This window comes from Microbacterium enclense (genome assembly GCF_004022425.1).
In the GTDB taxonomy this organism is placed as follows: domain Bacteria; phylum Actinomycetota; class Actinomycetes; order Actinomycetales; family Microbacteriaceae; genus Microbacterium; species Microbacterium enclense_A.
Genome location: NZ_RBZY01000011.1, coordinates 1 through 26,483 on the forward strand (window position 1 = coordinate 1; position 26,483 = coordinate 26,483).

At 70.9% G+C, this 26,483-nt stretch carries 23 protein-coding genes; 10 read left to right on the top strand and 13 right to left on the bottom strand.

Annotation, left to right across the window (positions count from 1 at the left end; all coding sequences use genetic code 11):
- On the bottom strand, positions 1 to 399 hold a 399-nt coding region (locus D8Y23_RS04290; RefSeq protein ID WP_164878140.1), incomplete at its 3' end, for a hypothetical protein.
- Positions 400 to 619: 220 nt separating this feature from the next.
- On the opposite strand from D8Y23_RS04290, the gene D8Y23_RS04295 reads away from it, so the two are divergent.
- Positions 620 to 2,104 carry a hypothetical protein gene (locus D8Y23_RS04295; RefSeq protein WP_164878141.1) on the top strand — a complete coding sequence of 495 codons (1,485 nt, stop codon included), beginning with the start codon at positions 620 to 622 and terminating at the stop codon, positions 2,102 to 2,104.
- Between the two features lie 15 nt (positions 2,105 to 2,119).
- On the opposite strand, the gene D8Y23_RS04300 is transcribed toward D8Y23_RS04295, so the two are convergent.
- The 5 genes from D8Y23_RS04300 to allB form a co-directional block, all read right to left on the bottom strand.
- On the bottom strand, positions 2,120 to 3,397 hold the full coding sequence (locus D8Y23_RS04300) for an allantoate amidohydrolase (protein ID WP_128216939.1): 1,278 nt from the start codon (positions 3,395 to 3,397) through the stop codon (positions 2,120 to 2,122).
- A complete protein-coding gene (locus tag D8Y23_RS04305; RefSeq protein ID WP_128216940.1) occupies positions 3,394 to 4,623 on the bottom strand; it encodes a pyridoxal-phosphate-dependent aminotransferase family protein in 1,230 nt (409 codons plus the stop codon). The genes D8Y23_RS04300 and D8Y23_RS04305 overlap by 4 nt, the downstream gene beginning before the upstream one ends.
- A gap of 337 nt (positions 4,624 to 4,960) precedes the next feature.
- Entirely contained in the window at positions 4,961 to 6,583 is a 1,623-nt protein-coding gene (locus tag D8Y23_RS04310) for an AtzH-like domain-containing protein (protein ID WP_128216941.1), read from the bottom strand.
- Positions 6,584 to 6,889: 306 nt separating this feature from the next.
- On the bottom strand, positions 6,890 to 8,020 hold the full coding sequence (locus tag D8Y23_RS04315; RefSeq protein ID WP_128216942.1) for an acetamidase/formamidase family protein: 1,131 nt from the start codon (positions 8,018 to 8,020) through the stop codon (positions 6,890 to 6,892).
- The gene (gene allB / locus D8Y23_RS04320) at positions 8,017 to 9,345 is read right to left on the bottom strand and encodes an allantoinase AllB (RefSeq protein ID WP_205796841.1); all 1,329 of its coding nucleotides are present in this window, start codon (positions 9,343 to 9,345) and stop codon (positions 8,017 to 8,019) included. The genes D8Y23_RS04315 and allB overlap by 4 nt, the downstream gene beginning before the upstream one ends.
- A gap of 97 nt (positions 9,346 to 9,442) precedes the next feature.
- On the opposite strand from allB, the gene uraD reads away from it, so the two are divergent.
- Genes uraD through hpxO form a run of 3 tightly spaced genes read left to right on the top strand, consistent with a single transcriptional unit; the run spans position 9,443 to position 11,535 of the window.
- Positions 9,443 to 10,024 (top strand): 2-oxo-4-hydroxy-4-carboxy-5-ureidoimidazoline decarboxylase, encoded by a 582-nt coding sequence (gene uraD, locus D8Y23_RS04325; protein WP_128216991.1) that lies wholly within the window; start codon positions 9,443 to 9,445, stop codon positions 10,022 to 10,024.
- The gene (gene uraH, locus D8Y23_RS04330; protein ID WP_128216943.1) at positions 10,021 to 10,341 is read left to right on the top strand and encodes a hydroxyisourate hydrolase; all 321 of its coding nucleotides are present in this window, start codon (positions 10,021 to 10,023) and stop codon (positions 10,339 to 10,341) included. The genes uraD and uraH overlap by 4 nt, the downstream gene beginning before the upstream one ends.
- A gap of 9 nt (positions 10,342 to 10,350) precedes the next feature.
- Entirely contained in the window at positions 10,351 to 11,535 is a 1,185-nt protein-coding gene (hpxO, locus tag D8Y23_RS04335) for an FAD-dependent urate hydroxylase HpxO (RefSeq protein WP_128216944.1), read from the top strand.
- A gap of 194 nt (positions 11,536 to 11,729) precedes the next feature.
- Here the strand turns inward: hpxO and D8Y23_RS04340 are convergent, their stop codons facing one another.
- A complete protein-coding gene (locus D8Y23_RS04340) occupies positions 11,730 to 12,254 on the bottom strand; it encodes an adenine phosphoribosyltransferase (RefSeq protein ID WP_128216945.1) in 525 nt (174 codons plus the stop codon).
- A 227-nt stretch (positions 12,255 to 12,481) separates the two neighbouring features.
- On the opposite strand from D8Y23_RS04340, the gene D8Y23_RS04345 reads away from it, so the two are divergent.
- Positions 12,482 to 14,161 (top strand): glycoside hydrolase family 13 protein, encoded by a 1,680-nt coding sequence (locus D8Y23_RS04345; protein WP_128216946.1) that lies wholly within the window; start codon positions 12,482 to 12,484, stop codon positions 14,159 to 14,161.
- Positions 14,162 to 14,189: 28 nt separating this feature from the next.
- Positions 14,190 to 15,188 carry a LacI family DNA-binding transcriptional regulator gene (locus tag D8Y23_RS04350; RefSeq protein ID WP_128216947.1) on the top strand — a complete coding sequence of 333 codons (999 nt, stop codon included), beginning with the start codon at positions 14,190 to 14,192 and terminating at the stop codon, positions 15,186 to 15,188.
- Positions 15,189 to 15,462: 274 nt separating this feature from the next.
- Here D8Y23_RS04350 and D8Y23_RS04355 read toward each other — a convergent pair whose 3' ends face one another.
- Positions 15,463 to 16,656 (bottom strand): NAD(P)/FAD-dependent oxidoreductase, encoded by a 1,194-nt coding sequence (locus D8Y23_RS04355; protein WP_128216948.1) that lies wholly within the window; start codon positions 16,654 to 16,656, stop codon positions 15,463 to 15,465.
- Between the two features lie 280 nt (positions 16,657 to 16,936).
- Here D8Y23_RS04355 and D8Y23_RS04360 point away from each other — a divergent pair, with 280 nt between their 5' ends.
- The 4 genes from D8Y23_RS04360 to ypfJ are packed head-to-tail and all read left to right on the top strand — an operon-like array spanning position 16,937 to position 20,844.
- Positions 16,937 to 18,115: an AAA family ATPase gene (locus D8Y23_RS04360; RefSeq protein ID WP_128216949.1), complete on the top strand. Its 1,179-nt coding sequence runs from the start codon at positions 16,937 to 16,939 to the stop codon at positions 18,113 to 18,115.
- A gap of 34 nt (positions 18,116 to 18,149) precedes the next feature.
- Entirely contained in the window at positions 18,150 to 19,364 is a 1,215-nt protein-coding gene (locus D8Y23_RS04365) for an amidohydrolase (protein ID WP_128216950.1), read from the top strand.
- Positions 19,365 to 19,409: 45 nt separating this feature from the next.
- Positions 19,410 to 19,913, top strand: coding sequence for a hypothetical protein (locus tag D8Y23_RS04370; RefSeq protein ID WP_128216951.1), 504 nt, complete (start codon positions 19,410 to 19,412; stop codon positions 19,911 to 19,913).
- A gap of 55 nt (positions 19,914 to 19,968) precedes the next feature.
- Entirely contained in the window at positions 19,969 to 20,844 is an 876-nt protein-coding gene (gene ypfJ, locus D8Y23_RS04375) for a KPN_02809 family neutral zinc metallopeptidase (protein ID WP_128216952.1), read from the top strand.
- Positions 20,845 to 21,004: 160 nt separating this feature from the next.
- On the opposite strand, the gene D8Y23_RS04380 is transcribed toward ypfJ, so the two are convergent.
- From D8Y23_RS04380 to D8Y23_RS04400, 5 genes are read right to left on the bottom strand one after another with little or no spacing between them, the layout of a single operon-like run.
- Positions 21,005 to 22,234 (bottom strand): glycoside hydrolase family 32 protein, encoded by a 1,230-nt coding sequence (locus D8Y23_RS04380; RefSeq protein WP_128216953.1) that lies wholly within the window; start codon positions 22,232 to 22,234, stop codon positions 21,005 to 21,007.
- A gap of 45 nt (positions 22,235 to 22,279) precedes the next feature.
- On the bottom strand, positions 22,280 to 23,326 hold the full coding sequence (locus D8Y23_RS04385) for a LacI family DNA-binding transcriptional regulator (protein ID WP_128216954.1): 1,047 nt from the start codon (positions 23,324 to 23,326) through the stop codon (positions 22,280 to 22,282).
- An 11-nt stretch (positions 23,327 to 23,337) separates the two neighbouring features.
- Positions 23,338 to 24,720: a NosD domain-containing protein gene (locus tag D8Y23_RS04390; RefSeq protein ID WP_128216955.1), complete on the bottom strand. Its 1,383-nt coding sequence runs from the start codon at positions 24,718 to 24,720 to the stop codon at positions 23,338 to 23,340.
- Between the two features lie 31 nt (positions 24,721 to 24,751).
- Complete coding sequence (locus D8Y23_RS04395) at positions 24,752 to 25,588, bottom strand: carbohydrate ABC transporter permease (protein ID WP_128216956.1); 837 nt, start codon at positions 25,586 to 25,588, stop codon at positions 24,752 to 24,754.
- Positions 25,585 to 26,439, bottom strand: a complete 855-nt coding sequence (locus tag D8Y23_RS04400) for a carbohydrate ABC transporter permease (protein ID WP_128216992.1) — start codon at positions 26,437 to 26,439, stop codon at positions 25,585 to 25,587. The genes D8Y23_RS04395 and D8Y23_RS04400 overlap by 4 nt, the downstream gene beginning before the upstream one ends.
- Positions 26,440 to 26,483: the final 44 nt, after the last annotated feature.

Genomic DNA, 26,483 nt, shown 5'->3' on the forward strand with positions numbered 1-26,483 from the left:
CGGACTGTCGTCGGCGCCGGGGAGGGGGGCGGGGTGGTCGAGGAGGCTGTTGGCGGAAAGGATCTCGATGCGGGCGGTGGGGTGGCTCGTCTTTGCGCGGGACAGGTCGGCGGGGGGATACGCGAGGGCATCGCCCGCTTCCAGTTCGGTGTTCGTGCCCGTCATTCGGAACGCCGCCGAACCCTCGGCTTGGAGCACGAGAAACGAGCCGGCGCTCAGCTCGTCGCGCGGTTCGATCGCCAGACCGGTGTGCCACACCCGCCGGATGGTGAGGGCCGCGACCTCCGCTTCGTCAGCGATGAGAATGGTCGGCACGCGCGGATCGGGGGTCGCCGCGAGGGAGCGCTCGGCGAACCAGTCGATGACCGCGGCCCCTTCGGCCCGGAGGCTGCGCGCCATGGTGCTCCCATCTGGACGAGTCGAGATTCCAGCGTCGGGGCTGCCCACCCCGCCCTCTACGCGGGAGGGCTGCGGATTCACCCGGTGAATCGCTTGCGCGCATGGTGGGCCCGGGACGGCGCGGTCTTGTCATCACCCTGACCGTCAGGGACAACTCGCGCTTGGCCGCGACGCGGAGCCCTCGGGATGCTGACGACACCCGAACCCGAAAGGCATCCCTATGTCTCGCGACCCCGAAACCTCAGCAGCTTCGTCGCCCCGCGTCTCCACCCCGTCTCGCCGCACAATCCTCACCGGTGCAGCGTGGTCCGTGCCGGTGATCGCCGCGGCATCCATCGCGCCCATGGCCTCGGCCTCGGGCGTCACTGCCCTCGCCTTCAACCAGTCCACCTACAACGGCACCGCGTGCGGGACCATCACCGGCGCGTATGTGACCGTGACGGAGGGCGGCGTTCCGAAAGCCGGTGAGAGTGTCACCGTGTCGCTGAGCGGCGGGTACACGTTCTCGGGCGGTTCGACCACGAACACTGAAGTCAGCGGGCCCGACGGGCGAGTGAACCTGCCGGCGATCGTCGTGCCTGCCGCGGGCGGCCCGGCAACACTGACGGGAACCTCCGGTTCCGAGACGGCGACAGCTGCGATCAGCGCCACGTCGAATAGCGCGGCGTACGTCTACCGGACCCCGGGGCAGACGTCCACGGCTTCTGTCCCCGCCGGTTCTATCCCATTGAACGCCGGGTGGTTCCTCTACGGAACGACGCTCTATGACTGGCAGGGCAACCACAATTACTCTAGCGACGTCCTGTCCTACTCGCCCGGCTGGGTCTACACCAATGGAACGAACCACATCGCCGTAACCACGTCCACAGGGCAGAACTACATCTTCCGACAGGGAGGCGCCACCATCACACCCGCCGTTCCCAATGGATCAACACCTCTGAACTCGGGCTACTTCTTGAAGAACGGGACGCTTTACCACTGGGAGGGCAACCAGATCGCTACGAATGTGGCCGCAACATCCACAGGATGGACCTACACCAATGGTGTCGACCAGATTGCAGCCAGGTTGAGCGATGGGAAGAGCTACATCTATCGCTACGGCCAGTCCACGATCACGGCATCGGTCCCGGATGGCTCTACGCCACTTGATGCTGGGTACTTCCTGAAGAACGGCACGCTCTATCACTGGGAGGGCAACCAGACCGCGACGAACGTGACGGCAACATCCACCGGATGGACCTACACCAATGGTGTCGACCAGATCGCGGTCAGGCTGAATAACGAGAAGAGCTACATCTATCGCTACGGCCAGTCCACGATCACGGCATCGGTCCCGGATGGCTCTACGCCACTTGATGCTGGGTACTTCCTGAAGAACGGCACGCTCTATCACTGGGAGGGCAACCAGACCGCGACGAACGTGACGGCAACATCCACCGGATGGACCTACACCAATGGTGTCGACCAGATCGCGGTCAGGCTGAATAACGAGAAGAGCTACATCTATCGCTACGGCCAGTCCACGATCACAGCGTCGGTCCCGGATGGCTCTACGCCCCTCAACGCTGGCTACTTCCTCAAGAACGGCACGCTCTATCACTGGGAGGGCAATCAGACCGCCACAAACGTGGGAGCGACATCGACCGGGTGGACCTACACGGACGGAAGCGATCAGATCGACCTCACCAAGCCCCAATCCTGCTGAGCGCCGGGGCGCTCGTCACCCCCGCTCCGCCCCAACCCCCAGCACCGCCTCGGCGAGTGCCCGGATCCCCGCCGCGACGTCGGCGGCGGAGACGGCCTCGTCGGGGTGGTGACTGATTCCGTCGGGGTTACGGAGGAACAACATCCCCACCCCGGTGATGGCCCCGATCGCCATCGCGTCATGTCCGGCGCGACTGAACAGGGTCGGGGCCTCACCGCCGATCCCCGCCCGCACCGCGTCCTGCAGCAGCGGATCGCAGAACACCGCCGGCGCGGAGTGCACCTCACGCGACCGCCAGCGCAGGCCGCGGCGGCCCATGATGGCATCCAGTTCCGCGGAGATTGCGGACCAGGTGTGGTCGCGGGTCTCGTCGAACTCGCCGCGCAGATCGAGCGAGAACACCGCCTCACCGGGCACGACGTTCACAGCCCCCGGGAACGCCTCGAGCTGCCCGACCGTGCCGACGATGTGGTGCTCGGCGCGGCAGATCCGCTCGACGGCGAGCGCCGCCTCGCTCGCGCCGAGCAGCGCGTCGCGGCGCATGTCGTACGGCGTGCCGCCCGCGTGCCGCGCCTCACCCTCGACGACGAGCTGGAACCGCCGGGCCGACGCGATCGACGACACCGCCGCGAGCGACAGCCCCGCCCGATCGAGCTCGGGGCCCTGCTCGATGTGCGCCTCCAGGTACCCCACCAACTCCTCGGGCTTCCGCGCGGCCTCGCCGACGCGGCCCGGGTCGAGACCGAACTCGCGGAAGGCTTCACGCAGCGTCGAGCCGTCGGCATCCGTCAGGTCCCACCAGGCGGGATCCCACTGCCCGGCCACGGCGGACGACCCGAGGAGCGCCTTGCCGAAGCGCGTGCCCTCCTCGTCCGAGAACGCGATCACCTCGAGCGCGAACGGGAACGGGCTGGATGCCACGCCCTCGTCGTCCACGCGCCGGACCAGCCGCACCACCTCGAGCGCCATCAGCACGCCGACGATGCCGTCGAAGCGACCGGCATCCGGGACCGTGTCGAGGTGCGACCCCATCAGGAGGGCGGGGGCGTCGCGGGCGCCGGCGGGGGCGAGGCGACCGACCTGGTTGCCGGCCGCGTCCTGACGCGTGGTCATGCCGGGCTCGCGCATCCACTCGGCGGCGAGGCGGTTGACGCGGGCGTGCTCGGGCGAGAGGTAGACGCGCTCGATGCCGCCGGTCATCGCGGTGACGCGGGCGAGCTCCTCGCAGCGCCCCATCACGCGGCGCGCGGCCGAGGCGATGCGCTCGGGCGCCACCTGGAGCCGGGTCTTCATCCCGCGGCCCCGTACACGCCTTGCGCGGCCTCGACGCCGCCACCCGCGGCGACCGAAGCGCCGTGACGGCGGAGCACCGTCTCGAGGGCGGCGAGGGTCGTGAGCACGGCATCCTTCCGGGCGTTGTAGCCCATCGTGCCGATGCGCCAGACGCGTCCGTGCAGCGGACCGAACGACGTGCCGATCTCGATCCCGAAGTCGTTCAGCAGCTCGGCGCGCACCGCGTCACCCACGACCCCCTCCGGGATCTCGACCGCGACGACGTTCGTCATCTTGTGCGCGACGTCGCCGAAGACCGTGAGACCGAGGCCCTGCACGCCCGCGAGCATCGCGTCGCCGTGGAGCTGGTGCCGCGCGATCACGGCATCCCGGCCCTCGAGGAGCAGCACGCGCGCGCACTCCCGCGCGCCGTAGAGCATCGTGGTCGCCTCGGTGTGGTGGTTCAGGCGCCGCGGGCCCCAGTAGTCGAGGATCATCGCGAGGTCGAAGTAGTTGGAGCGGATGAAGTCGGATGCCATGGCATCCCCCTCTTCCCGGATCCCCGCCTCGACCCGGGCGCGCGACCGCACGATCTCGACGGCGCGGTCGGACAGGCTGATCGGCGCCGAGCCGGAGGGTCCCCCGAGGCATTTCTGCAGGCCCGCGGTGGCGGCATCCAGGCCCCAGGCATCCATCTCGAAGGGGTTCCCGCCGAGCGATGCGGTGGCGTCGGTGTAGAACAGGGCGCCGTGGGCGCGGCAGATCTCGCCGATCTCGTCGAGCGGCTGCAGCATGGTGGTCGACGTGTCGCCCTGCACGCACGCGACGAGGTGCGGCTTCACCCGCTCGATCGCCTCGCGGATCATCGAGACCGGGAAGACCTCTCCCCACGGCACCTCGATCGTGTGGACCTCGGCGAGCGCACGCTCGGCGATCTCCTTCAGCAGGTGGCCGAAGCGGCCGAAGATCGGGACCAGCACCCGCTGTCCCGGGCGCACCAGGGAGAGGATCGCCGCCTCGATGCCGGCGCGGCTGGTGCCGTCGACGAGCACGGTCGCGTCGTTGTCGGTGCCCCAGACCTGGCGGTACAGCTCCTGCGTCTCGGTCATGGTCGCGGTCATGAACGGGTCGTACTGCCCGACGAGCGGGGCGCCCATCGCGCGCAGGACGCTCGGGTACGCCGAGATGGGGCCGGGGCCCATCAGCAGGCGCGCGGGCGGGTCGATCGGGCCGGGGAGGTGGGTCATCTTGGCTCCGTGGTGCGGGGGTGAGTCTTCGGGCGGGGTGCTGCTGGGCAGCGCGCGGGACGGGGCGGCACAACTCCGGCAGTTCTGGAGCTGGGGGCCGTGGATGCCGAGGGGCGGCGGATTTGCAGGAGTTGTGCCGCGCGGGCCACAGCTCGGGGCCGCATAACTCCGGCAATCCGAGCAGGAGGCAGCTCGAAGACTTCGACCGGTCGGATTTGCAGGAGCTGTGCCGGGCTGCCGGGCGCGGTGCCGCGGCCGCGGACAAGTCCTGCAGTCCGGGCGGAACGGGCGGTGGATGCCGAGCTGTGTCGGATTTGCAGGAGTTGTGCCGGGCGAGTCATCCGGCCGCCCCCGCCATCAGTGCCGCGAGGCGGCGCGCCAGACGGACGAGCGCAATGTCGGTGCCGGCGCGCGACACCAGGCAGACGCCGACGGGGGCGCCGGCCACCGTCAGCAGCGGCACCGAGATCGCGGGGAGCCCCGCCGCCGCCGCGGGGGCGGTCATGCGCAGGGTCGCCGCGCGGACGGCATCCACGTCCGCCGTGCGCAGGGGCGCGGGGCCGGGGACGGTCGGGAAGATCAGCACGGCGCCGTCGACGAGCTCGGCCAGGTGCGCGGCGATCGGCTCGAGGTCTCGGCGCGCGGCGGCCTCCTCGGCGGCGGTGATCTGCGCCGCGAGGCGGAAACGCTCCGCGACGGCCGGACCCACTGCCCCGGGATGCGCGCGCAGCCACTCCCCGTCGTTGCGCCAGGCCTCGGCGCCCTGGACGGTGCGGAACGCAGTGAAGGTGGCATCCAGGTCTCCCGAACTCACGGCACGGAACGGCGGCGGATCGTCGGATGCCGCGAGCGCGGCAAGTAGCCGGGAGAAGGCCGTGCGGGTGTCGGGTTCGACGCACGCGAGGATCTCCTCCGGCACGAGGAAGCGCCAGGGGAGGTCGTCGCCCGAGGCTCCGTAGACGTTCTCGGTCGACGCGGAGCCGTCGTAGCTCAGGCACCAGTCGGCGACGCGCTGGAGGGTCTCGCCGTCGCGGGTGAGCCAGCCGATCGTGTCGAACGACTGCGCGAGCGGCAGCATTCCCTGCCGCGGCACGAGGTCGTGCGTCGTGCGAAGGCCCCAGAGTCCTTGGTACGACGCGGGAACGCGGATGGACCCGGCCGTGTCGGTCGCGAGACCGATGTCGGCATGTCCGAGGGCGACGGCGGATGCCGGTCCGCTCGAGGAGCCGCCGGGCAGGGCCCCGACGACGGCTCTGTTCGGTGGAGTTCCGTAGTGCACGTTGTCGCCCGCGATCGAGTAGGCGAACTCGTCGGTGCGGGCGATGCCGCGCAGCGACGCTCCCGCGCGGAGCAGGTCGGCGACGGCCGGGGCGGTGGCCTTCTCGGGACGCGCCTCCTCGAGGAACGTCGGGTTGCCCGCGCCGATACGGAACCCCGCGATCGCGAACAGGTCCTTCACGGCGACCGTGAGCCCCTCGAGCGGCCCCTCCCACGCGCCCTGGAGGAACGGGTCGCCGACGCTCCGCCAGATCGTGCGATCGAGCGCGGGCGTCCGCGGGGTCACGTGCGCGGCGGTGATGAACCAACGCCCATCGATCCGCTGCCACACCTGCGTCTGCAGCCCCCGCCCACCGCCGCGGAACGCCGAGACCGAGACGAGCAGGGCGACATCGCCGTCGGTGCTCTCCTGCGCGACATCCCCGGATTCCACGGCCTCGCCGCCGCGGGCGAGCGGACGGTAGTGCACCTGGGCGATCTCGCGCGGGGGAACGCCGCCGCGGAGGGCCCGGAAGCCGCTGATCGCTTCGTGCCCGACGAGCAGTCCCGCGGTGTCCCCGCGCAACGTGTCGCCGCCGGGGGCGAAGAACGCGTCGAGTGCATCGAGGTCGTTGGCGACGATCGCCCGCTCGTACGCGTCGAACGCCTCGCGCAGGTCGCCCGGGATCGTGGCATCCGTCATCGATCTGCCTTCCTCGGTGCCTCGTCGAAGGTTGAGTGTCCAAGACACGCGGATGCTCGCGCGACCCATCCGCGTGTCTTGGACACTGAACGGGGGGCGGAGCGCCGCGGCGCAATGCCGGGCACGACACCCACAGCGTCGGCGGGCTCTGCGCGGGCGAGGCCGGCGGCGAGCGCGGGAGTCATGCGGCGTCTCCCTCGGGGGTTGCGGAGGCGTCCGTCGCGCACGTTGAGTGTCCAAGACACACGGATGCCACGGCCCGCGACCGGCGTGTCTTGGACACTGAACCGGCGGCCACGGCGGCGCTCATGCGGCACCCCCGTCGCCGCCCAGAGCCACCGGCTCCACCGCAGGCACCCCGGCGAAGTCCGCCTCGCGGATGCGGGCGTGCACGCCGGACACGATGTCGACGACCTGCGAGATGTCGAAGTCGGTCGCGGCGCTGAGGTATGCGTAGGCGAGGTGCTCGTCCATGTCCCAGCGGCCCCCGAGCAGCGACAGCGACGCGCGGACGCACGCGCGCATCGCGGCATCCAGGTCGGGGTCCATGCCGGTCGGCACGAGGTACTCGGGTGTGCGGACGAGCGGGCCGGTGACGTCGCCGAACGCCGCGCGGGCGGCATCCGCGGGGATCACCTCGAAGCGCAGCGTCGCCCGGAGCGAGGCCTCGAGCGCGGTGAGCGCGACTTCCCCGTCGCCCTGCGCGAAGTGCGGGTCGCCGACGTACGCGAGCGCCCCCTCGACCTGAACCGGGAGGAACAGCGTCGTCCCCTCGACGAGCAGGTTGATGTCGATGTTGCCGCCGTGGGTGCCGGGCGGGACGGAGTGCGGGCGCTCGTGCCCGGCGACCGCGACGCCCATCGTCCCGAGGAACGGGGCGAGCGGGAATGCCACCACCGGCTCGCCGCCGTCCACGACCGGCAGGGTCCCGTGCAGTACGCCGTCCCGCTCGCTGACGGACGCGAACACGCTGACGTTGCGCTCTCCGCGGGGCAGTTCGCCCACGAGCGCACCCTTGCCGTGACGGTTCGAGATCACGCCGTACGCCACGCGCGGGGCGAGCGCCTCGACCGTGATCTTCAGCAGGTCACCGGGGTGCGCGCCCCGCACGTGCACGGGCCCGACGACGACGTGCGGACCGTCCGCCATCACATCGCGGGCGACGGATGCCGCGATCTCGATCGCGTCGTCGAGCACGTGCTGCGCCGGAACACCGTGAGACGCGAAGTACGCCGCCGGGTCCTTGCCCTGGTCGTCGAGGATGCCCTCGTGGCTCACGGTGTCGAACGTCACGGTCTCGCCCGACGCGATCTCGAGCACCGCCGGATCGGCCGCGCACGGAAGCCGCCCCCACAGCACCGTCTCGGGCGTCGCGCGGACGTAGTGGTCGCCCGGGATCACGCCGACGCCCGGCTGCAGGATCGGGACGGCGCTCACGCCTCGACCACCATGGTCACGAGCTCGCGCCCCGCGCGGAGCGTCACGGGCTCGCCGCGACGGAACACCGACTCGCCGCGCAGCCACGTCTCGCGCACGACGCCGGTGAGCGTCTGCCCGTGCCACGGCGAGACCGGGTTGCGGTACTCGAGGGCCGTGGCATCCACGACGAACTCCTCGTCGGGCGCGAACGCCACCAGGTGCGCCGGAGCGCCGGGAGCAATCACGCCAAGGCCCGCGAGCCCGGCGATGCGCGCGGGTCCGGTGGTCACGAGCGGCAGAAGATCTTCGAGCGGGATGCCACGCCCCCGGGCCGCGGTATGCACCGACGACAGGCCGGTCTGGAGTCCCGCGATCCCGCCCCAGGCCAGGCCGAAGTCGGGGTTGGACTTCAGCTCCACCGTCGCGGGTGAGTGGTCGCTGACGATGGCGTCGATGGTGCCGTCGACAACCCCCGCCCACAGCAGGTCGCGGTTCGCAGCGCCCCGGATCGGCGGGCAGCACTTGAACGCCGCGGCTCCGTCGGGCACCTCGGCGGCGTCCAACGTGAGGTAGTGCGGGCACGTCTCGACGGTCAGGCGCACGCCCGCGGCCTTCGCGGCACGGACGTCCTCCAGCGCCTCGCCGTCGGACACGTGCACGATGTGCGCGCGGGCGCCGGTGCGGCGGGCCGCCTCGATGACCCGGCGGATGGCCGCGCGCTCGCTGACCGGCGGGCGGCTGGCCTCGAAGTCGGCGTAGCGCGGACCGAGGGCACCGTCGGCGTGCAGGTGCGCCGGATCCTCGGCGTGCACGATCAGCAGCCCGTCGAACTCGGCGAGCTCGGCGAGGCACGCCTCGAGCTGCTCGGCATCCAGGTGTCCGAACTCGTCGATGCCGCTCGGCGAGAGGAAGCACTTGACCCCGACCACCCCGGCATCCGCCAGCGCGCGGAGCGACCCGAGGTTCTCGGGAACCGCACCTCCCCAGTACGCCACGTCGACGGCGAGCTTTCCGACGGCGGCGGCGCGCTTGGCATCCAGGGCTTCGGGGGTCGTCGTGACCGGCGAACTGTTCAGCGGCATGTCGACGACGGTCGTGACTCCCCCGGCCGCGGCGGCCGCGGTGCCGGTAGCGAAGCCCTCCCACTCGGTGCGGCCAGGCTCATCGAGGTGCACGTGCGAGTCGACGAGGCCCGGCAGCAGTACGGCGTCGGCGGGGAGGACCGTGTCGGCCATGGGATCGAACACGGTCACGGCCGCGATGCGACCCTCGTCGATCACGACGGTGGCGGGAAGGAAGCGCCCGTCGACGAACGTGCGGCGGGCCGCGATCCTGGTGCTCATGCCGATCACGCTAGGGGCCGTGCGTTTCGCCGATGTAACCGCCATCAACATTTGTGGGAACAGGTGCGGTGGGCCGGTGGCCACGGTGGGGCGATGGATGTGGCCCCGGGGTCGCACGCCACGACCCGGGGCCACCAAGAACGGCCGCTGTACCGACCACGCCCCGCGGTGGCGCCCAAGGTGGGGCGATGGATGTGGCCCCGGGGTCGCANGGGCCGACATCCCGGGGTGGGTCAACGCCGTCGTCGCCGGCCGCCCCTACGCCGACGTCGACGCCCTCGCCGCCTACGCCGGGAACCTCGCCGCCACCTGGTCGCCCGCCGACCTCGAGCAAGCCCTGCACGCCCACCCCCGCATCGGCGCGAGAGTGTCGGGCGAGGACGCCGAGGCCGCGGCATCCCGGCGCGAACAGGCCGCGATGAGCACCGCCGCCGATGACGACGTCGCCGCGATCACCGCCGGCAACGCCGCGTACGAGGAGCGGTTCGGCCGTGTGTTCCTCATCCGTGCGGCCGGCCGCACGCCGGGCGAGATCCGCGCCGAACTCGAGCGGCGCCTCGGCAACGACCCCGACGCCGAGACCCTCGAGGCGACGCGGCAGCTCGCCGAGATCGCCCTGCTGCGCCTGCGGACCACCCTCGCCGACGACGCCCCCGCAGAACCGGAGCCCGCCGAATGACCCACCTCACCACCCACGTCCTGGATGCCGCGACCGGAACGCCCGCGGCCGGGGTCACGGTGACGCTGGCCCACCTCGACGGCGCGACGATCGGCTCGGCATCCACCGACGCCGACGGGCGCCTGGCGATCGGCCCCGACCGCCTCGCGGACGGCGACTACGCGCTGACGTTCGGCACCGGCGCCTACTTCCGCTCGCGCGGCGTCGCGTCGTTCCACCCCGTCGCGACGGTGGCGTTCACCGTCTCCGGCGAGGAGCACCTGCACGTGCCGCTGCTGTTGAGCCCGTTCGCGTACTCGACCTACCGCGGCAGCTGAGGAGGAGCCATGAAGGTCATCGTCATCGGCGCGGGCGTCGGCGGCACCTCCGCAGCCCTCGCTCTGCAGAAGCTCGGCCACGAGGTCGTCGTCTACGACCGCATGCGCGAGAACCGCCCGGTCGGTGCCGCGCTGTCGCTCTGGTCCAACGGCGTGAAGGTGCTCAACTGGCTCGGACTCGGCGCCGAGGTCGCCGGCCTCGGCGGCCAGATGGACGACATGGCCTACTACGACGGCCACACCGGGGAGGAGATGTGCCGCTTCTCCCTGGCATCCGTCACCTCGCAGACCGGGCAGCGGCCCTACCCCGTCGCGCGCGCCGATCTGCAGGCGCTGATGATGGATGCCGTCGGCCTCGACCGCATCCACCTCGGCAGACAGCTCGTCGGGGTCTCCGACGACGGCACCACCGTGACCGCGACGTTCGCGGACGGGACGAGCGACACCGCCGACCTGCTCATCGGCGCCGACGGGGCGCGCTCGCTCGTGCGGGACTACGTCACAGAGCCGGCTGGCATCCATCCCGAACGGCGGTACTCGGGATACGTGAACTACAACGGCCTGGTTTCCGCCGATCCGCGCATCGGACCGCCGCACCAGTGGACGACCTACGTCGGCGAGGGCAAGCGCTGCGCCGTGATGCCCGTCGCGGGCGACCGCTTCTACTTCTTCGTCGACGTTCCGGGACCCTCGGGCGTGCTCGAAGACCGCACGGCGGCGCTCGAAGCGGCTTTCGGCTCGTGGGGCGCGCCGGGCGTTCGGGCCCTGCTGGATGCCATCGACCCCGACGCCTCACTCAACCGTGTCGAGATCTGGGACATCGACCCGTTCGACACCTGGGTGCGGGGGCGCGTGGCGATCCTCGGGGATGCCGCGCACAACACCGCCCCCGACATCGGCCAGGGCGCGTGCTCGGCGCTGGAGGACAGCTTCGCCCTCGGCATCGTGTTCGCCACGACCACGCTGGGCGTCGAGGACTCGCTGAAGCGGTACGAGCGCATCCGCACCGAGCGCGCGGGCGACCTCGTGCTCCGCGCCCGCAAGCGCGCACACGAGACGCACGCGTTCGACGTCGAGGCCACACAGGCCTGGTACGACGGCCTGCGACGGGAGGACGGCACCGGCGTCATCCGCGGCATCGTCGGCAACATCGAGGGCAGCCCGGTGGAGCTCGGCGCGTCCGTGCTGCGCTGACGTCCGGGGCGTCGGGTCGAGGTTGTGCGGCGGCGGTGCTCCGTCACCGGTTCAGTGTCCAGAACACGCGGATGCCACAACCTACGGTCCGCGTGTCTCGGACACTCGACTGAGGTGCGGTACCGACACGACGCGGTCCCGGGCGCGGGCCGGACGCCCACGGGTCGGGCGCGCCGCGTCGGGCGCGGGCGGGGTCAGGCGTGGAAGACGGTGTGGACGTCGCCGCCGAGCACCTCGCGGCCGCCGAGCGCGTCGATCTCGAGCAGTACCGCGGTGCCAGTGACCTCGCCGCCGAGGCGGGCGACGAGCGCGCGGCCGGCCTCGAGCGTGCCGCCGGTGGCGAGGACGTCGTCGAGCAGCAGCACCCGCGTGCCGTCGGGGATGTCGTCGTGCATCTCGATCTCGGCGGTGCCGTATTCGAGCGCGTAGGAGACGGATGCCGCGGGCCGCGGCAGCTTGCCCGCCTTGCGGATGGGCACGAGCCCCACGCCCGCCGCGACGGCCGCGGCGCCGGCGAGGAGGAAGCCGCGCGCCTCGATGCCCGCGACCACGTCGTACCGGCCGGCGAAGGGCTCGAGCAGCGCGTCGATCGTGGCGCGGAGGGCCGTGGCATCCACCAGCAGAGGCGTGATGTCGCGGAACGTCACCCCGGGCTCGGGATAGTCGGGGATGCTGCCGATCAGCGATTCGGCGCGGGCGAGAGCGGAGGCGTCGGGCACGGTCCCAGCCTAGACGCGGGGCACCGACCGCGCCGAGTGTCCAGGACACGCGGATGCCACGCGACACCGTCCGCGTGCCTTGGACATCGAAATCCTTCGGGGGCCCGCCCACCACGGCGAACGTCCAAGACACGCCGCACGCGCGGGGTCCGATACGGCGTGTCTTGGACACCTGCCAAAGGCAGCCCCCTCGACCCGCTGCAAGCGCTTGCACTAACGTGGAGCGCATGACTTTCACGCAGCAGGACGCGCGCCCCGAACTCGAGTCCGCTCCCGGCTCCGAGTGGTGGCGGACCGCCGTCATCTACCAGATCTACCCCCGCTCCTTCGCCGATGCCTCGGGCGACGGGCTGGGCGACCTCCCCGGTGTCACCGCGCACCTCGACGACCTCGCAGACCTGGGGGTGGATGCCATCTGGCTCAGCCCCTTCCAGCGATCGCCGCAGAAGGACGCGGGGTACGACGTCGCCGACTACCGCGACGTCGACCCGATCTTCGGCTCGCTCGCCGACTTCGACGCGATGCTCGCGGGAGCCCATGACCGTGGCATCCGGGTGATCGTCGACCTCGTGCCGAACCACTCCAGCGATCAGCACGTGTGGTTCCAGGAGGCGCTGAAGGCCGCCCCCGGCAGCCCGGAGCGCGCGCGGTACATCTTCCGCGACGGCAGGGGCGACAACGGCGAGCTGCCCCCGAACAACTGGGAGAGCGTGTTCGGCGGCGGCATGTGGAAGCGGGTGACCGAGGCCGACGGGACCCCCGGCCAGTGGTACCTGCACATCTTCGACGAGTCGCAGCCCGACTTCGACTGGACCAACCCCGAGGTGCGCGCCGAGTTCGAGAGCATCCTGCGGTTCTGGCTCGACCGCGGGGTCGACGGGTTCCGCGTCGACGTCGCGCACGGTCTCATCAAGGCCGCGGGGCTTCCCGACTACACGCCCGACCCCGAGGGCGGCTCGATGGGCGGCGACGCCGACGAGGTGCCGTACTGGGGACAGCCGGGCGTGCACGACGTCTGGCGCGAATGGCACGAGGTGCTCGCCGCGTACGACGGCGACCGCGCGCTGTGCGCCGAGGCGTGGCTCCCCACCGTCGCTCAGACGGCGCTGTGGGTCCGGTCCGACGAGATGCACCAGGCCTTCAACTTCCACTACCTCGAGACGAAATGGGATGCCGAGGCACTCCGCGCCGTGATCGAGGAGTCGCTCGACGAGTACGGCGCCGTCGGCGCGCCGAGCACGTGGGTGCTGTCGAACCACGACGTCGTGCGCCACGCCTCGCGCCTGGCGCTCACGGCGGATAACCCGCAGGGCGCGGGCATCGGCCCGAAGTCCCCGGGCAAGCCCGACCCCGTCAAGGGGCTCCACCGCGCTCGCGCCGCGACCTCGCTCATGCTGGCACTCCCCGGCTCGTCGTACCTGTACCAGGGCGAAGAGCTGGGACTCCCCGAGGTCATCGACCTGCCCGACGACGCCCGCCAGGACCCGACGTGGTTCCGCACCGAAGGCGAGCGCTACGGTCGTGACGGCTGCCGTGTCCCGATCCCGTGGACCGCCGATGCTCCCGCCTACGGCTTCAACGAGACCGGCGCCGCCTGGCTGCCGCAGCCCGCCGAGTGGGCGGAGCTCGCGCGTGACGTGCAGCGGGAGGATCCGGCATCCACTCTGTCGCTCTACCGCTCGCTGCTCGCCGAGCGTCGCGCGCGGGGCCTCGGCTCGGGGTCGCTGGAGTGGCTCGACGGGTACGGCGACGACGTCGTGGCGTTCCGCAACGGCTCGATCACCGTGGTCGCGAACCTCGGTTCCGAGAGCGTCGCGCTGCCCGCCGTCGAGATCCTCGTCGCGAGCGGTCCGCTCGAGGGCGACGCGCTCCCCACCGACACGACCGTCTGGATCGCCGCGGCCTGAGCCGCCGGCATCCAGGATCCGCGAGACCGTGGTCGGCATCGACGAGGTCGCCCGACGGGCGGGCGTGTCGACGGCCACGGTCTCGCGGGCGCTCAGCGGGCGCGGACCCGTCTCACCAGCGACCCGGGAACGCGTACAGGCCGCCGCGGATGAGCTCGGCTACGTCGTCTCGGCTCCCGCCTCGGCGCTCGCGACCGGACGCACGCGGGCGATCGGTGTGGTCGTGCCGTTCCTCGACCGTTGGTTCTTCAGTACCGTGCTCGCCGGCATCTCCGACGCGCTCGTGCGGCGCGGCTACGACATCACGCTGTACAGCGTCAGCGGCGAGCGCGCGGAACGCCGCCGCGTCTTCGACGACCACCTCCGCCGCCGCAGGATCGACGGCGTCATCACGATCGCCCTGGAATTGGATGCCGCGGAGTCGACGCTGCTGCGAGGGCTCGGGGTCCCGATCGTGGCGATCGCCGGTCCGACCCCGCTGCTGACGACGTTGACGGTCGACGATCTCGCCGTGGGACGGCTCGCGACGCGGCACCTGCTGGACCTCGGCCACCGTCGCATCGCGCACATCGGGGCCGATGCGACGACCGACACCGTGTCGTCGGTTCCGGCTCTGCGCCGTCGGGGTTTCGCCGAGGAGATGGATGCCGCGGGCGCGACGGCCCTGTTCGAGGCCGCCGATTTCACGATCGACGGCGGGTCTGCGGCGGCGCGGCGTCTGCTCCCCGGCGCGGAACGTCCGACCGCCGTGTTCGCGGCGTCGGATGAGATGGCGATCGGCGCCGTACTGGCCGCGCGGGAGGCCGGGCTGCGCGTACCCGCGGACGTCTCGATCATCGGTGTGGACGGCAACGACCTCGGCCGATGGTTCGGCCTGACCACGATCGATCAGTTCGCGCGGGGCCAGGGCGAGCGGGCCGCCGAGGCCGTGCTCGCCGAACTCGACGGCGCCGAGCCCGCCACGCGCCGCGGCACGTTGCCATTCGCGCTGCTCGAGCGCGGATCGACGGCGGTGGCGCCGGGCTGAGGCCGGGCGGGTCGCCTCGGCATCCGGTCCAACTCCTGCACATCGCGCGCCCGACCGCCCGAACCGGCGGAGGAATGCCGAATCGCCGGAGTTCTGCGCCTCCGGTAGGCACCCGCCTCCCGCCGTCGCCCGCACCCGCCTCCCGCCGCCGCGCCCGCACCCGCGTCGCGCCCGCATCGCGCGGGCTGTCCGCACAACTCCTGCAGACCGCACGCGAGAGGCGACGGCGGAGCATCGGTGGTCCCGCGCTGCAGGAGTTGTGCCGCGGCGGACGTCAGCGGATGCGGCCGACCAGGTCGTCACGCGTCAGGGTGTCGGCCTCCGCCAGCACCGCGCGGGCCGCGTCGCGGGCGTCCTCGACGTTCCACAGCAGCACCCCCACGACCCGGTCGCCGTCGAGATAGAAGACGACTCCGCGGTCGGGATCGATCCAGTCCTCCACCGTCTCGAGCGACGAGTCGAGCGTTCCGACGGCCTCGTACCGGATGCCGAACACCGCCGAGTAGTAGTACGGCGTGTGCGTGTACGGCTCCCCGGCGCCGGCGAGGTTCCGTCCGACAGCCCGCCCCATCTCGTTGGCGTTGTCGACGTGCTCGACGCGGCGGCGGCCAAGCAGCCGGTCGGGGTAGCTCGCGACGTCGCCGGCGGCCCACACGTCGTCGACCGACGTCCGCAGCTGCGCGTCGACCACGACCCCGTCGTCCACGGTGAGTTCCGCGGCCTCGGCGAGGTCGGTCGCGACCTCGATGCCGAGCCCGCTCACCACGGCGTCCGCACGCACCTCGTCGCCGCCCTCGAGCATGAGCCGGATGCCATCGGCATCCGCCTCTCCTCCCTCGACCTTCGATCCCGCGACGATCTCGACCCCGGCGTCTCGGAACAGCTTCTCGAACCGTTCCGCGAGCGAAGCAGGGAACACGGCGTCGCCGAGCACCGCGCCGGTGTGGACCAGGACCGTGTCGACGCCGTTCTGCACGAGCGCGGCGGCGAGCTCGGAGCCGATGTACCCGCCGCCCACGACCGCGATGCGCTCGACCTCTTCGGACAGGGCGCGCAGCCGCCGGTAGTCCGCGGCGGTCCGGAAGGTCAGGGCCCGCTCACCGCCCGAACGGTCCTCGATCGGGAGGGGCACGGGGTGCCCGCCGGTGGCGAGGAGCAGCTTGCCGTACGTGAACGAGTGGCCGTCGGCATCCACTTCGTGCGACTCGGGGCGGATCGCCGTCGCGCGCGTGCGCAGCCGGATGTCGGCGGCGGTGTCGCCGGCGGTGCCGAGCGGCACCTTCTCCCACGTGAACTCGTCGTCGGTCCACAGCTTCTTGCTGAGGGCAGGGCGCGTGTAGGGCTCGTCGACGTCGTCGCTCAGGATGACGATCGACCCGTCGGCGTCGAGCTCGCGGATGCCGCGCGCGGCGGTGTCGGCGACCATCCCGCCGCCGACGATGAGGTAGTCGAAGTGTGTCGTGGCCATGCCGTCAGCCTCGCCGCCGCCGCGGCCCGCCCGGGACGGCTGGACAGGGGTCCCGGCATCCGGTAGCGGGCTGCGCGCCCCCGCTCGCTCATCGAGTGCCCAGGACACGCGGATGCCACGCGCTCGCATCCGCGTGTTCTGGACACGGAATTGCAGCGAACGGCACCGTACACTCGGGGTCCTGCGAAGCCCCCGCTCTCGGCCCGCCCTGGGCGGAGCAGGGGGTGAAGTTTTCTAAGGAATTCTCTAGATATGCGGTAGAAATCAGTAGAATGCCGCCATGCTGCACGAACTGAACCCGTTCCGCCCAGGAGCCGGTGTCCGCCCACCCGAACTCGTGGGTCGCCAACCGGAGATCGATCTCGTCGACCTCATGGTGGCAAAGAGCCGTGTGAAGCGAAATGACGGCGGCCTCATCATCTACGGGTTGCGCGGTGTGGGCAAGACGGTGCTTCTCAACGAGCTTCATCGCAACGTCGAACGCGCCGGCTGGGTCACGATCCAGTTCGAGGCCCGGCCAGGCAGCGCAGGGCCCATCGCCGCACGACAATCTTTGGGTCGAGGTGTGGCGATGGCAGGGCGGCGGATGGCACGCTTCCGCTCGGCAGTGGAGGACGTCAAGACCGCCGTGTCCACGGTGTCTTCCTTCGCGTTGACAATCGCAGGCGTTTCCCTGAACCTCGGCGTCGCACCGTCCGACCATCGAGCCAACTCCGGGTTGATCGAAGTGGACCTCGAGGAACTGGTGGCCGACCTCGCCGGTCCCTTGCAGAAGAACCAGAGCGCGCTCGCGATCTTCGTCGATGAGATGCAGGACCTGGACGCCGACCTCTTGACAGCACTTCTCGCCGTGCAACACAAGGCGACACAGTCGGACTGGCCGTTCTATGTCATCGGAGCCGGTCTCCCCACACTGCGTCGGACGATGGCCGAGGCGCGCTCCTATTCGGAACGGTTCGCTCTGCACGAGGTGGGCGCGCTGACGCACGATTCCGCGATCGAGGCGCTGGAGAAGCCGGCTAGAGAACTCGGCGCACGCTTCACCCGTGATGCCCTCGAGGAGATCGTGCGTGAGTCGCAGGGGTATCCGTTCTTCCTCCAGACGTATGGCAAGGCGGTGTGGGACATCACACCGGACCGCAACATCGACCTCGACGTGGCCGTGGCCGGCATCGCGGAAGGGAACGCAGACCTCGACCAGGGGTTCTTCCCCGCACGGTGGGACCGCACGACACCGGCTGAGCGTCAGTACTTGCGGGCGATCGTCGATGTCGGAGGCAGCACCGCGAGTACGGCCGCTGTTGCCGACCATCTCGGAGTTGCGGCCGCCTCCGTGAGTCCGGCACGGCAGTCCCTTATAGAGAAAGGGATCATCTACGCCGAGCGACGAGGATACGTGAGCTTCACCGTTCCCAACATGGACCGGTTCATTCTTCGGCAGCCCGACACAGATAGCTGAGGAGAGCACCGGCCCGGCGCATAGGCTCGAACGCATGAGTGTCGACCTCGAGAGCCTGTACACCGACCTTCACGCGCACCCCGAGCTGTCGTTCCAGGAGACGCGGACCGCGGGCATCATCGCGCGGCACCTCGCCGACCTGGGACTCGAGGTCGAGGAGGGCGTCGGGCGCACCGGAGTCGTCACGCGGATCGACAACGGCCCCGGTCCGGTCGTGTGGCTGCGGGCGGATATGGACGGGCTGCCCGTCGAGGAGCAGACGGGCCTCGCCTACGCGAGCACCGCCCGGGGCACCGATCCCGCCGGCAACGCCGTGCCCGTCATGCACGCGTGCGGCCACGACATGCACGTCACCGCGCTGATCGGCGCGCTCGAGCGGCTCGTCGCCACCACGTCGGAGTGGTCGGGCACGATCGTCGCGGTGTTCCAGCCCGCCGAGGAGTACGGCGCGGGGTCGCAGGCGATGATCGCCGACGGCGTGCTCGACCGGTATCCGCGACCCGACATCGTGCTCGGGCAGCACGTGACACCGCTCCCCGCCGGAACGATCGGCGTGCGTCCCGGCACCCAGATGGCGGCATCCGACGGGCTCACCGTCGTCCTCCATGGCCGCGGCGGACACGGCTCGCGCCCGCACTCCACGATCGACCCCGTCGTCATGGCCGCCGCCACCGTCATGCGGCTGCAGGGCGTCGTCTCGCGCGAGGTCGACCCGCGCGACGTCGCCGTCGTGACGGTCGGCTCGATCCACGCGGGCCTGAAGAACAACATCATCCCCGCCGAGGCGAAGCTCGAGCTGAGCCTGCGCTACCCCGACGACGAGGCCCGCGCCCGGGTCATGAGCAAGGTCGAGCGGATCATCCGCGCCGAGGCCGAGGCATCCGGAGCCGAGAAGACCCCCACCATCACGACCGACCACACCCTGCCGCCCACCATCAACGACCCGGATGCCACCTCCCGCCTGACCACGGCCTTCCGTCGGGCGTTCGGCGAGGCGAGCGTCGTGGACCCCGGCATGTTCACCGGGAGCGAGGACGTGTCGTGGTTCGCGCGCCAATCCGGCGCCCCGCTCGTCTTCTGGTTCTGGGGCGGCGTGGACCCGCAGACCTTCGCGGATGCCGTGGCCGGCGGTACGGTCGAGCGCGACATCCCTACCAACCACTCGCCGTTCTACGCCCCCGTGATGCAGCCGACGATCGACCGCGGCGTCGACAACCTCGTCGTCGCGGCGCGGGAGTTCCTGGACTGATCCGCCGCGCCGTGTGAGGGTGGAAGGAACCTCGGGGGGCCATCCATGACCATCACGCAGAACGAAACGCACGAGAACACGCTGCTTCCGGGCGCCGAGATCGTCGTCGGCATTCGGTCGCTTCTGATCTGGGCCGTCGTGGCGGCGACGCTGCTGGCCGGGTTCCTCCGCGGCTCGTCGGGCAGTTGCTCGGGCGGCGTCACCGGCAGCGGTGGGTTCCTCGACGCCGAGGGGCGGCCGACGGACGCCCCGCCGATGTGCGGCTCGATCACCATGAGTGCGAACCCGCTCGTGTACGTCGCGATCGCCCTGATCGTGGTGCTGTCGTTGACGCGGATCCTCCGACGCGCCGACACCATCGAGCGAGCGCTGCGCATCCTGAACAACGCCCGGATGGGCATCGTCGTTCTCACCCTCGTGACCTTCGTGGTGGGGTACGTGGCGTTCGCCACCGTCCGCGTCGACGACTGGAGCAGCTATTCGCTGCTGTACCCGTTCCCCTTCGCGACGTTCGACATCTCGACGCGCACGATGGGCGCGACGGGATGACGCCCGCGTTTCAACCCCCCTCTGCCGCCGCGGGCCGAGCGCTACCTTCTCGGACGTGACGTTCAACGACAACGCCCGCGTCGGCGGCAATTCAGCGAAGCGCCGGGGTGGCACGGTGGCCGCTGTCGGCGGCGGCGCGATCGGACTCGGCGGCATCGCCGTCCTGCTCATCTCCCTCTTCACCGGCACCGATCTGACCGGGCTCCTCGGCGGGGGCGGCAGCGGGGCGGCGCCGCAGACCGGCGGCGAGCGCATCGCCAGCTGCGAGACCGGGCAGGATGCCAACCGCAACGACGACTGCCGTCTCGCGGCCGCGTCGCTCAACCTCGACCAGTTCTGGGGCAACGCCGTGGAGGGCTACCGCGAGCCGCAGCTGATCATCGTCGACGGCTCGACCTCGACCCGGTGCGGCACGGCCTCGAACGCGACGGGACCGTTCTACTGTCCGCCCGAGGAGACGGTGTACGTCGACCCGACGTTCTTCGCCCTTCTTCGGGAGCAGTTCGACACCACGGCCGGACCCCTGGCGCAGCTGTACGTCCTGGCGCACGAGTACGGCCACCACGTGCAGAACCTCATCGGCGTCATGGAGCAGCACCCGAACAACGGCACCGGCCCCGCGAGCAACGGCGTCCGGATCGAGCTGCAGGCGGACTGCTTCGCCGGCGCGTGGGTCGCCGACGCCGGCGATCAGGTCGACGAGAACGGCACGCCCTACCTCGAGCCGCCCACCGCCCAGCAGATCGCGGATGCCCTGGATGCCGCGGCCACCGTCGGCGACGACCACATCCAGGCCGAGTCCGGCGGCGCCGTCAACCCCGAGAGCTGGACGCACGGCTCGAGCGAACAGCGCCAGCGGTGGTTCGAAGCCGGGCGCGCGGGCGGGGTGGACGCCTGCGACACGTTCTCGGTCGCGGCCGGGAGCCTGTAGGCCGCGGCTGCCCTCCTGCCCCGCGGAGTCTCCACGGCCCCCGGGACAGCGTGCCGTCCCGCGGAGTTCTCACCCGACACGCCGACCCCGGATGCCACCTTCCCGGCGTGTCACCGACGAACTCCGCACGACGGCACGCCAACGGCACCGCGCCGACGGCTCAGCTCAACGGGTACACGACCGCGGTGCCCGCGGTCGTCTCGACGTGGAGGTCGTCGCCGGCGGGGGCGAGGACGGCGCTGAACACCGCCTGCGACGACAGTTCCAGGACCGGACCGTCGAGGATGATCCGAACCGCCGCCCCGACGGGCACCGTCCACTCCTGCGCGCCCACGCGCACCACGGCATCCGTGTCGCCCTTGTCCACCACGACGGCCTCCGCCCCGCCCGACCGGACGGTCAGGCGCCCGCTCGCCGCCGACCACTCGATGTCGGCCGCGAGGCCCGCGACCCGCCCGTCGAGGGCGCGCGGGCCGCGGTGCCGGGCGACGTCGGGATGCGGTGTCGCGGTGAGCACGGAACCCGCACAGCCGAGGCGGTACGGCACGCTGTGCGCGCCCTCCCAGCCCGCATCGTGGTCGCCGACCCCGCGGATCCAGAACTGGAGGCACGCGGCGCCCTCGGCGTCGAAGAACAGGGACGGGGCGTACAGTCCGTCGCCGTAGGTCAGGCGTCCCCAGGCCTCGGCGTCGAAGCCGTCGCCGTCGAAGTCACCGACGGCGTAACCCGCGTAGTGCAGGACGTCGGCGTCCCACACCGACGAGATCATCACGTCGCGGCCGTCGAGAGTCACGAACTGAGGGCATTCCCACAGCGCCCCCATCCACACGGGTTCCGTCACCGCGGTCGAGCGTTCGAGCGACACGCCGGTGTACTCCCACGCGCGGAGGTCAGGAGACGTCCACGACAGCGCCATCGCCGTCCCGTCGCGGCCCGCGGCGCCGACGAACATGCGCCACCCCTCGCCGTCACGGCGGATGAACGGGTCGCGGAACGCAATGAGGTCGAGCTCGGCCGGGGCCGTGACGACGACATCCCCCTTCACCCATGCTCCGTCGAGGTCGGCCTCGGGCGTGGCGACCCGGACGCGCCCGATGCCGAAGTCGGGCTCGGTGATCGCCGTGTAGAAGATGCGCACGTCCTCCCCGTCGACGATGAGGCATCCGGTCCAGATCCCGTCGTCGCCGTCACCGGGGGCGAGGGCGACTGCACGCTCCGTCAGCGAGAGCAGGTCGGGCCCGCTGGCGTGGCCCCAGTGGCAACTCGGGGCCCACGCGACCCGGCCGGGGACGTACTGGAAGAAGGCGTGGTACTCGCCATCCCGCCAGGTGAGGCCGTGGGGGTCGTTGATCCAGCCCGTGCGGGCGGTGAAGTGCAGCGCAGGGCGCATGGAGGGTCTCCGAAGGAAGGTCCCCGAGGGGAGGATGACGAAAGGTCAGGCGCGGGGAGCGGCCACGGACTCGCGCTCGACGAGCGGGCACGCCAGAAGAGTCGGGGGGACGGATGCCAGGCCCTCTCCCGATCCGCTGACGACCGCGTACAACGCGTCCACCGCCCACGCCCCCATCTCGTAGTGCGGGAGGGCGACGGTGGTGAGCGGGGGGAACAGGCTCTCGGGGATCGGCGCCTGGTCGTCGAAACCGACCACCGACAGGTCGTCCGGAATCGAGAGACCTCGTTCGCCGGCGGCCCGGTAGGCGCCCATCGCCATGCGGTCGTTGTAGCAGAAGAGCGCCGTGGGGGCGGCATCCAGGAGCGCGTTGGTGGCGGAGTACCCGCCCCGCGCGTCCGAGCTCCCCTCGGCGACGAGCCCCTCGGTCGTCAGGCCGGCCGCGGCCATCGCCTCGAGGTAGCCCCGGAGGCGCCCACGCGTCGCGGGAACGTCTTCGGCGCTGGCCGCGAACGCGATGCGTCGGTGTCCGCGGGCGACGAGCATCTCGACGACCGCGATCGCTCCCGCGCGCTCGTCGGGGAGGACGGCGGGCAGGATGCCATCGCTGTCGCGCGCGCCGATGAGCACCGCTGGGCGGGCGGTGAGGTTCTCGGGCGCGACGATCTCGTCGTGGTAGACGGTCGCGTAGATGATGCCGTCGACCTGCCGGTCGAGGAACGCCTGCACCTGCACCGGCGGGACCTCGGGATCGGGGTTCAATTCGGAGTTGATGATCGCGAGGGTGAGGTTGTGACGGCTCGCCTCCTCCTGCGCGCCGAGGATGATGCGACCGGCGTGCGGAGTGGTCGCAATCTCTTCGGTGAGAAGCCCGATCATCTCCGACGCCTGGGTCCGCAGGCCCCGCGCCAGGCGGTTCGGACGGTAGCCGAGCTCTTCCGCCGCCGCGCGGACCCGAGCGGCCGTCTCGTCGCTGACCCGGGTGTGCGGAGTCGAGTTCAGAACGTGCGACACGGTCGTCTGCGACACACCTGCGCGCGCGGCGACGTCACGGATCCCCGCCGTCTTCTCGGTCGACCGCGTCTCGCTCATGGTCACCCCCCTCACGTTCGTACCATCTTCTGCCCCGGCGCGGTGCGGTGCGACGGCCGGACGGCCGGAGTGAAACGGACCGCGTTCGCCTCGAGGTCGGCATCCACCTCGTCCTCGGTGCCGGAGTCGAGGATCGTGTTGCCGCCGGATGCCGGATCCACGCGCACCGTGACCACCGCGAGCGGCCGCGCCTCGGCGGTCGACAGGAGCGCCTCGACCTGCGCCTCGAACGCCGAATCCTGTGAGCCCGGGTCGACGTCGGAGGCCACGACGTGGTTGTCGGACACCCGGTTGCCGCTCCCCCCGGCGACGCGCACGATCACCGGCGCCGCGCCGACGGGGCGCACCCGCGACGCCGCGACCACCTCGGAGAAGTGGTTGCCGATGATCGAGTTGCCGTGGCCGTCGATGTGGACGAGCCCGAAGGCGTCGTCGTAACGCCCCTCGACGCCGAGGAATGGGGTCCACGGCTCGTGATCGCGCAGGAGGTGATTGGATGCCACGAGGTTCTCGGAGCTGCCGGCGGCGAGCACGACCATGCCTGGGTAGAAGGAGTGCAGCCGGTTGTTCGTCACGCTCGACCGTGTCACCGCGTGCAGCGAGACGCTGCTGGCTCCGCGCGGGAAGACGTTGTTCGCGGTGATCAGCAGACCACCGTGATTCTCGGCGTAGATCGAGTGGCCCGCGAACCCCGCGCCGATGAGGTTGTCGGTGATCTTCGACGCCTGTCCCCAGCCGCGCAGCTCGACGCAGCTGCCGCATTCCGCGATGAAGTTGTCGTGGACCGAGAGCGCGTCGGCGTTGTAGATCGTGAGGGCGTTCTCGAGGTAGACGAACCCCATGCCGTTCACGCGGAAGGAGTCGTTGGCATCCTGGACGAAGATCCCGGTCTTGCTGTTGACGTACGAGTTCTCGACGTTGTGGTCGGGTCCGGGGGCGGTGAAGTGCAGACCGTCGATGCAGAAGCCGCTGAACTCCACCGAGCTGATGCGCGGGCTTCCCGTGCGCGCCACGAGGAACGCGGCTCCGGATGCCTCGTCGCCGGGGCGGACGTCATCGAGGTCGACCATGACCCGGCTGCCCCCGGGCCACAGCTCGCGCAGCCCCGGCCACTCGGTGTCGGGGACGTTGAATCGGATGCTCGACGACGTGAAGCCGTGGCCAGCGCCTTCGATGCGCAGGAAGCTGACGTCGATCACGACCTGCGTACGCAGCCGGTAGTCGCCGGGCGGGATCTGGATGACGGCTCCGGGACGACCGCCGTCCGCGACGTCGGTGTCTCGCTGACGTTCCTTCACATCGCGCAAGATGTCGTTGATGACGGCCCCGATGTCGTGGGCGGCGTCGCCGAAGGACCACTCGGTCACGTCGTAGCGGTTGTTGTGCGGAGGCATCGGAGGGTTCTCCATTTCTGCGGACGCCATGTCAGCCCTTGACGGCGCCCAGAGTGAGACCGGCGACGATGTGCCGCTGGAGGAAGAGCGTGAGCAGGATGACGGGCACCGAGTAGACCGTCGCGAGGGCGGTCATGCCGCCCCAGTCGAGGCCGAACTGGGTCTGGAAGCTCGCGATCACGACGGGGGTGGTCTGCGCGCGGACCGAGGTGAGCAGCAGCGCGAAGAGGAACTCGTTCCACGACGCGAGGAACGCGAAGATCGCGGTGACCGCCAACCCGCCCGACACCACCGGCAGGACGACGCGCACCATCGCCTGCAGGCGGGAGCAGCCGTCGACCTCGGCGGCCTCGCCGAGCTCGTCGGGCACCGCCTCGAAGAAGCTCGCCATCAGCCAGATCGACAGCGGCAGCGAGATCGTCGTGTGTGCCAGCGCGAGACCGAAGGACGTATCGGTGAGACCCAGCGACCGCATCACCTCGATGAGCGGCGCACCGACGGCGATCGTCGGCACCATGCGCGTCACGAGCGCGGCCAGGATGAACACGCGACCGCTCGGCGTGCGGAAGCGGGTGATCGCGTACGCCGCGGGCACGGCGAGCACGAGCGAAAGCGCCGTCGAGATCACCGCGGTCACGACGCTGTTGATCAGCGCGGCCGGCACTCCCGCGCGGGACAGCGCCGAGACGTAGTTCTCGAGCGTCCAGACGCCGGGGAGGACCGTGGGCGGGACCGCGATGGCATCCAGCGGGGTCTTGAAAGACGTGAGAAGGAGGTAGAGAAAGGGGAAGCCGTACAGGGCGACGGCGACGGCGAGCAGTGCCCACAGCACCACGCGGCTGCGGCCGACGGTTTCGAGGGGGTTCATCGCGCGGTACCTCCGGGACGCCAGATGAGCAGGACGGCCGCAATCGCGACGGCGAGCATGGCCACGAGGTAGACCGTGCCCATCGCGCTCGCCAGGCCCGGGTCGCCGAAGCGCGTCATCGTGCGGTAGATCAGCAGGCTGAGGGTGGTGGTGCTGTTCTGCGGCCCACCGTCGGTCTGGATGAGGATGATGTCGAACGCCCGTGCCGCGTCGATACCACGCACGATCAGGGCCACGGCGATCACCGGCCGCAGCAGCGGGAGGATGATGCTGAACAGGATGCGGGGGTACCGCGCCCCGTCGATACGCGCCGCCTCGATCACGTCGCCCGGGATGTTCTGCAGCCCCGCGAAGAGGACGAGCGTGATGAACGACGTCGTCAGCCAGATGTCGGGGACCGCGACCGAGAACAATGCGATCCGCGGATCGCTCAACCACGCGATCTGGCTCGGGTCCGAAAGGATGCCGCCGCGCGCGAGCAGCTCGTTGACGATGCCGAAGTTGTCAATGAGGAGGAAGCGCCAGAGGAGCCCGGCGACGACGGGGGCGATCATCAGCGGGTACATGAAGATCGTGCGGAAGACCGCCGACCGACGCCCCAGCGCCGTGAACAGCAGCGCGACGGCGAGGCCCAGGATGAACTCCGCGGCCACCACCACGACCGTGTAGACCACCGTGCGCACCGACGCCGACTGGAACGTCTCGGAGCCGAAAGCCGCGGCGTAGTTGGCGAATCCGACGAACGTGCGCCCGGCTCCCGCGAACGGCGAGATCTCGAAGAAGCTGTCGTAGACGAAGCGCACGAGGGGCCACAGCACGAACACGGCGAGGAACAACGCTGCCGGGGCCATGAGGGCCAGGGCGAAGCGCCGGTCGCCGGCGTCCTTGCTGCGGC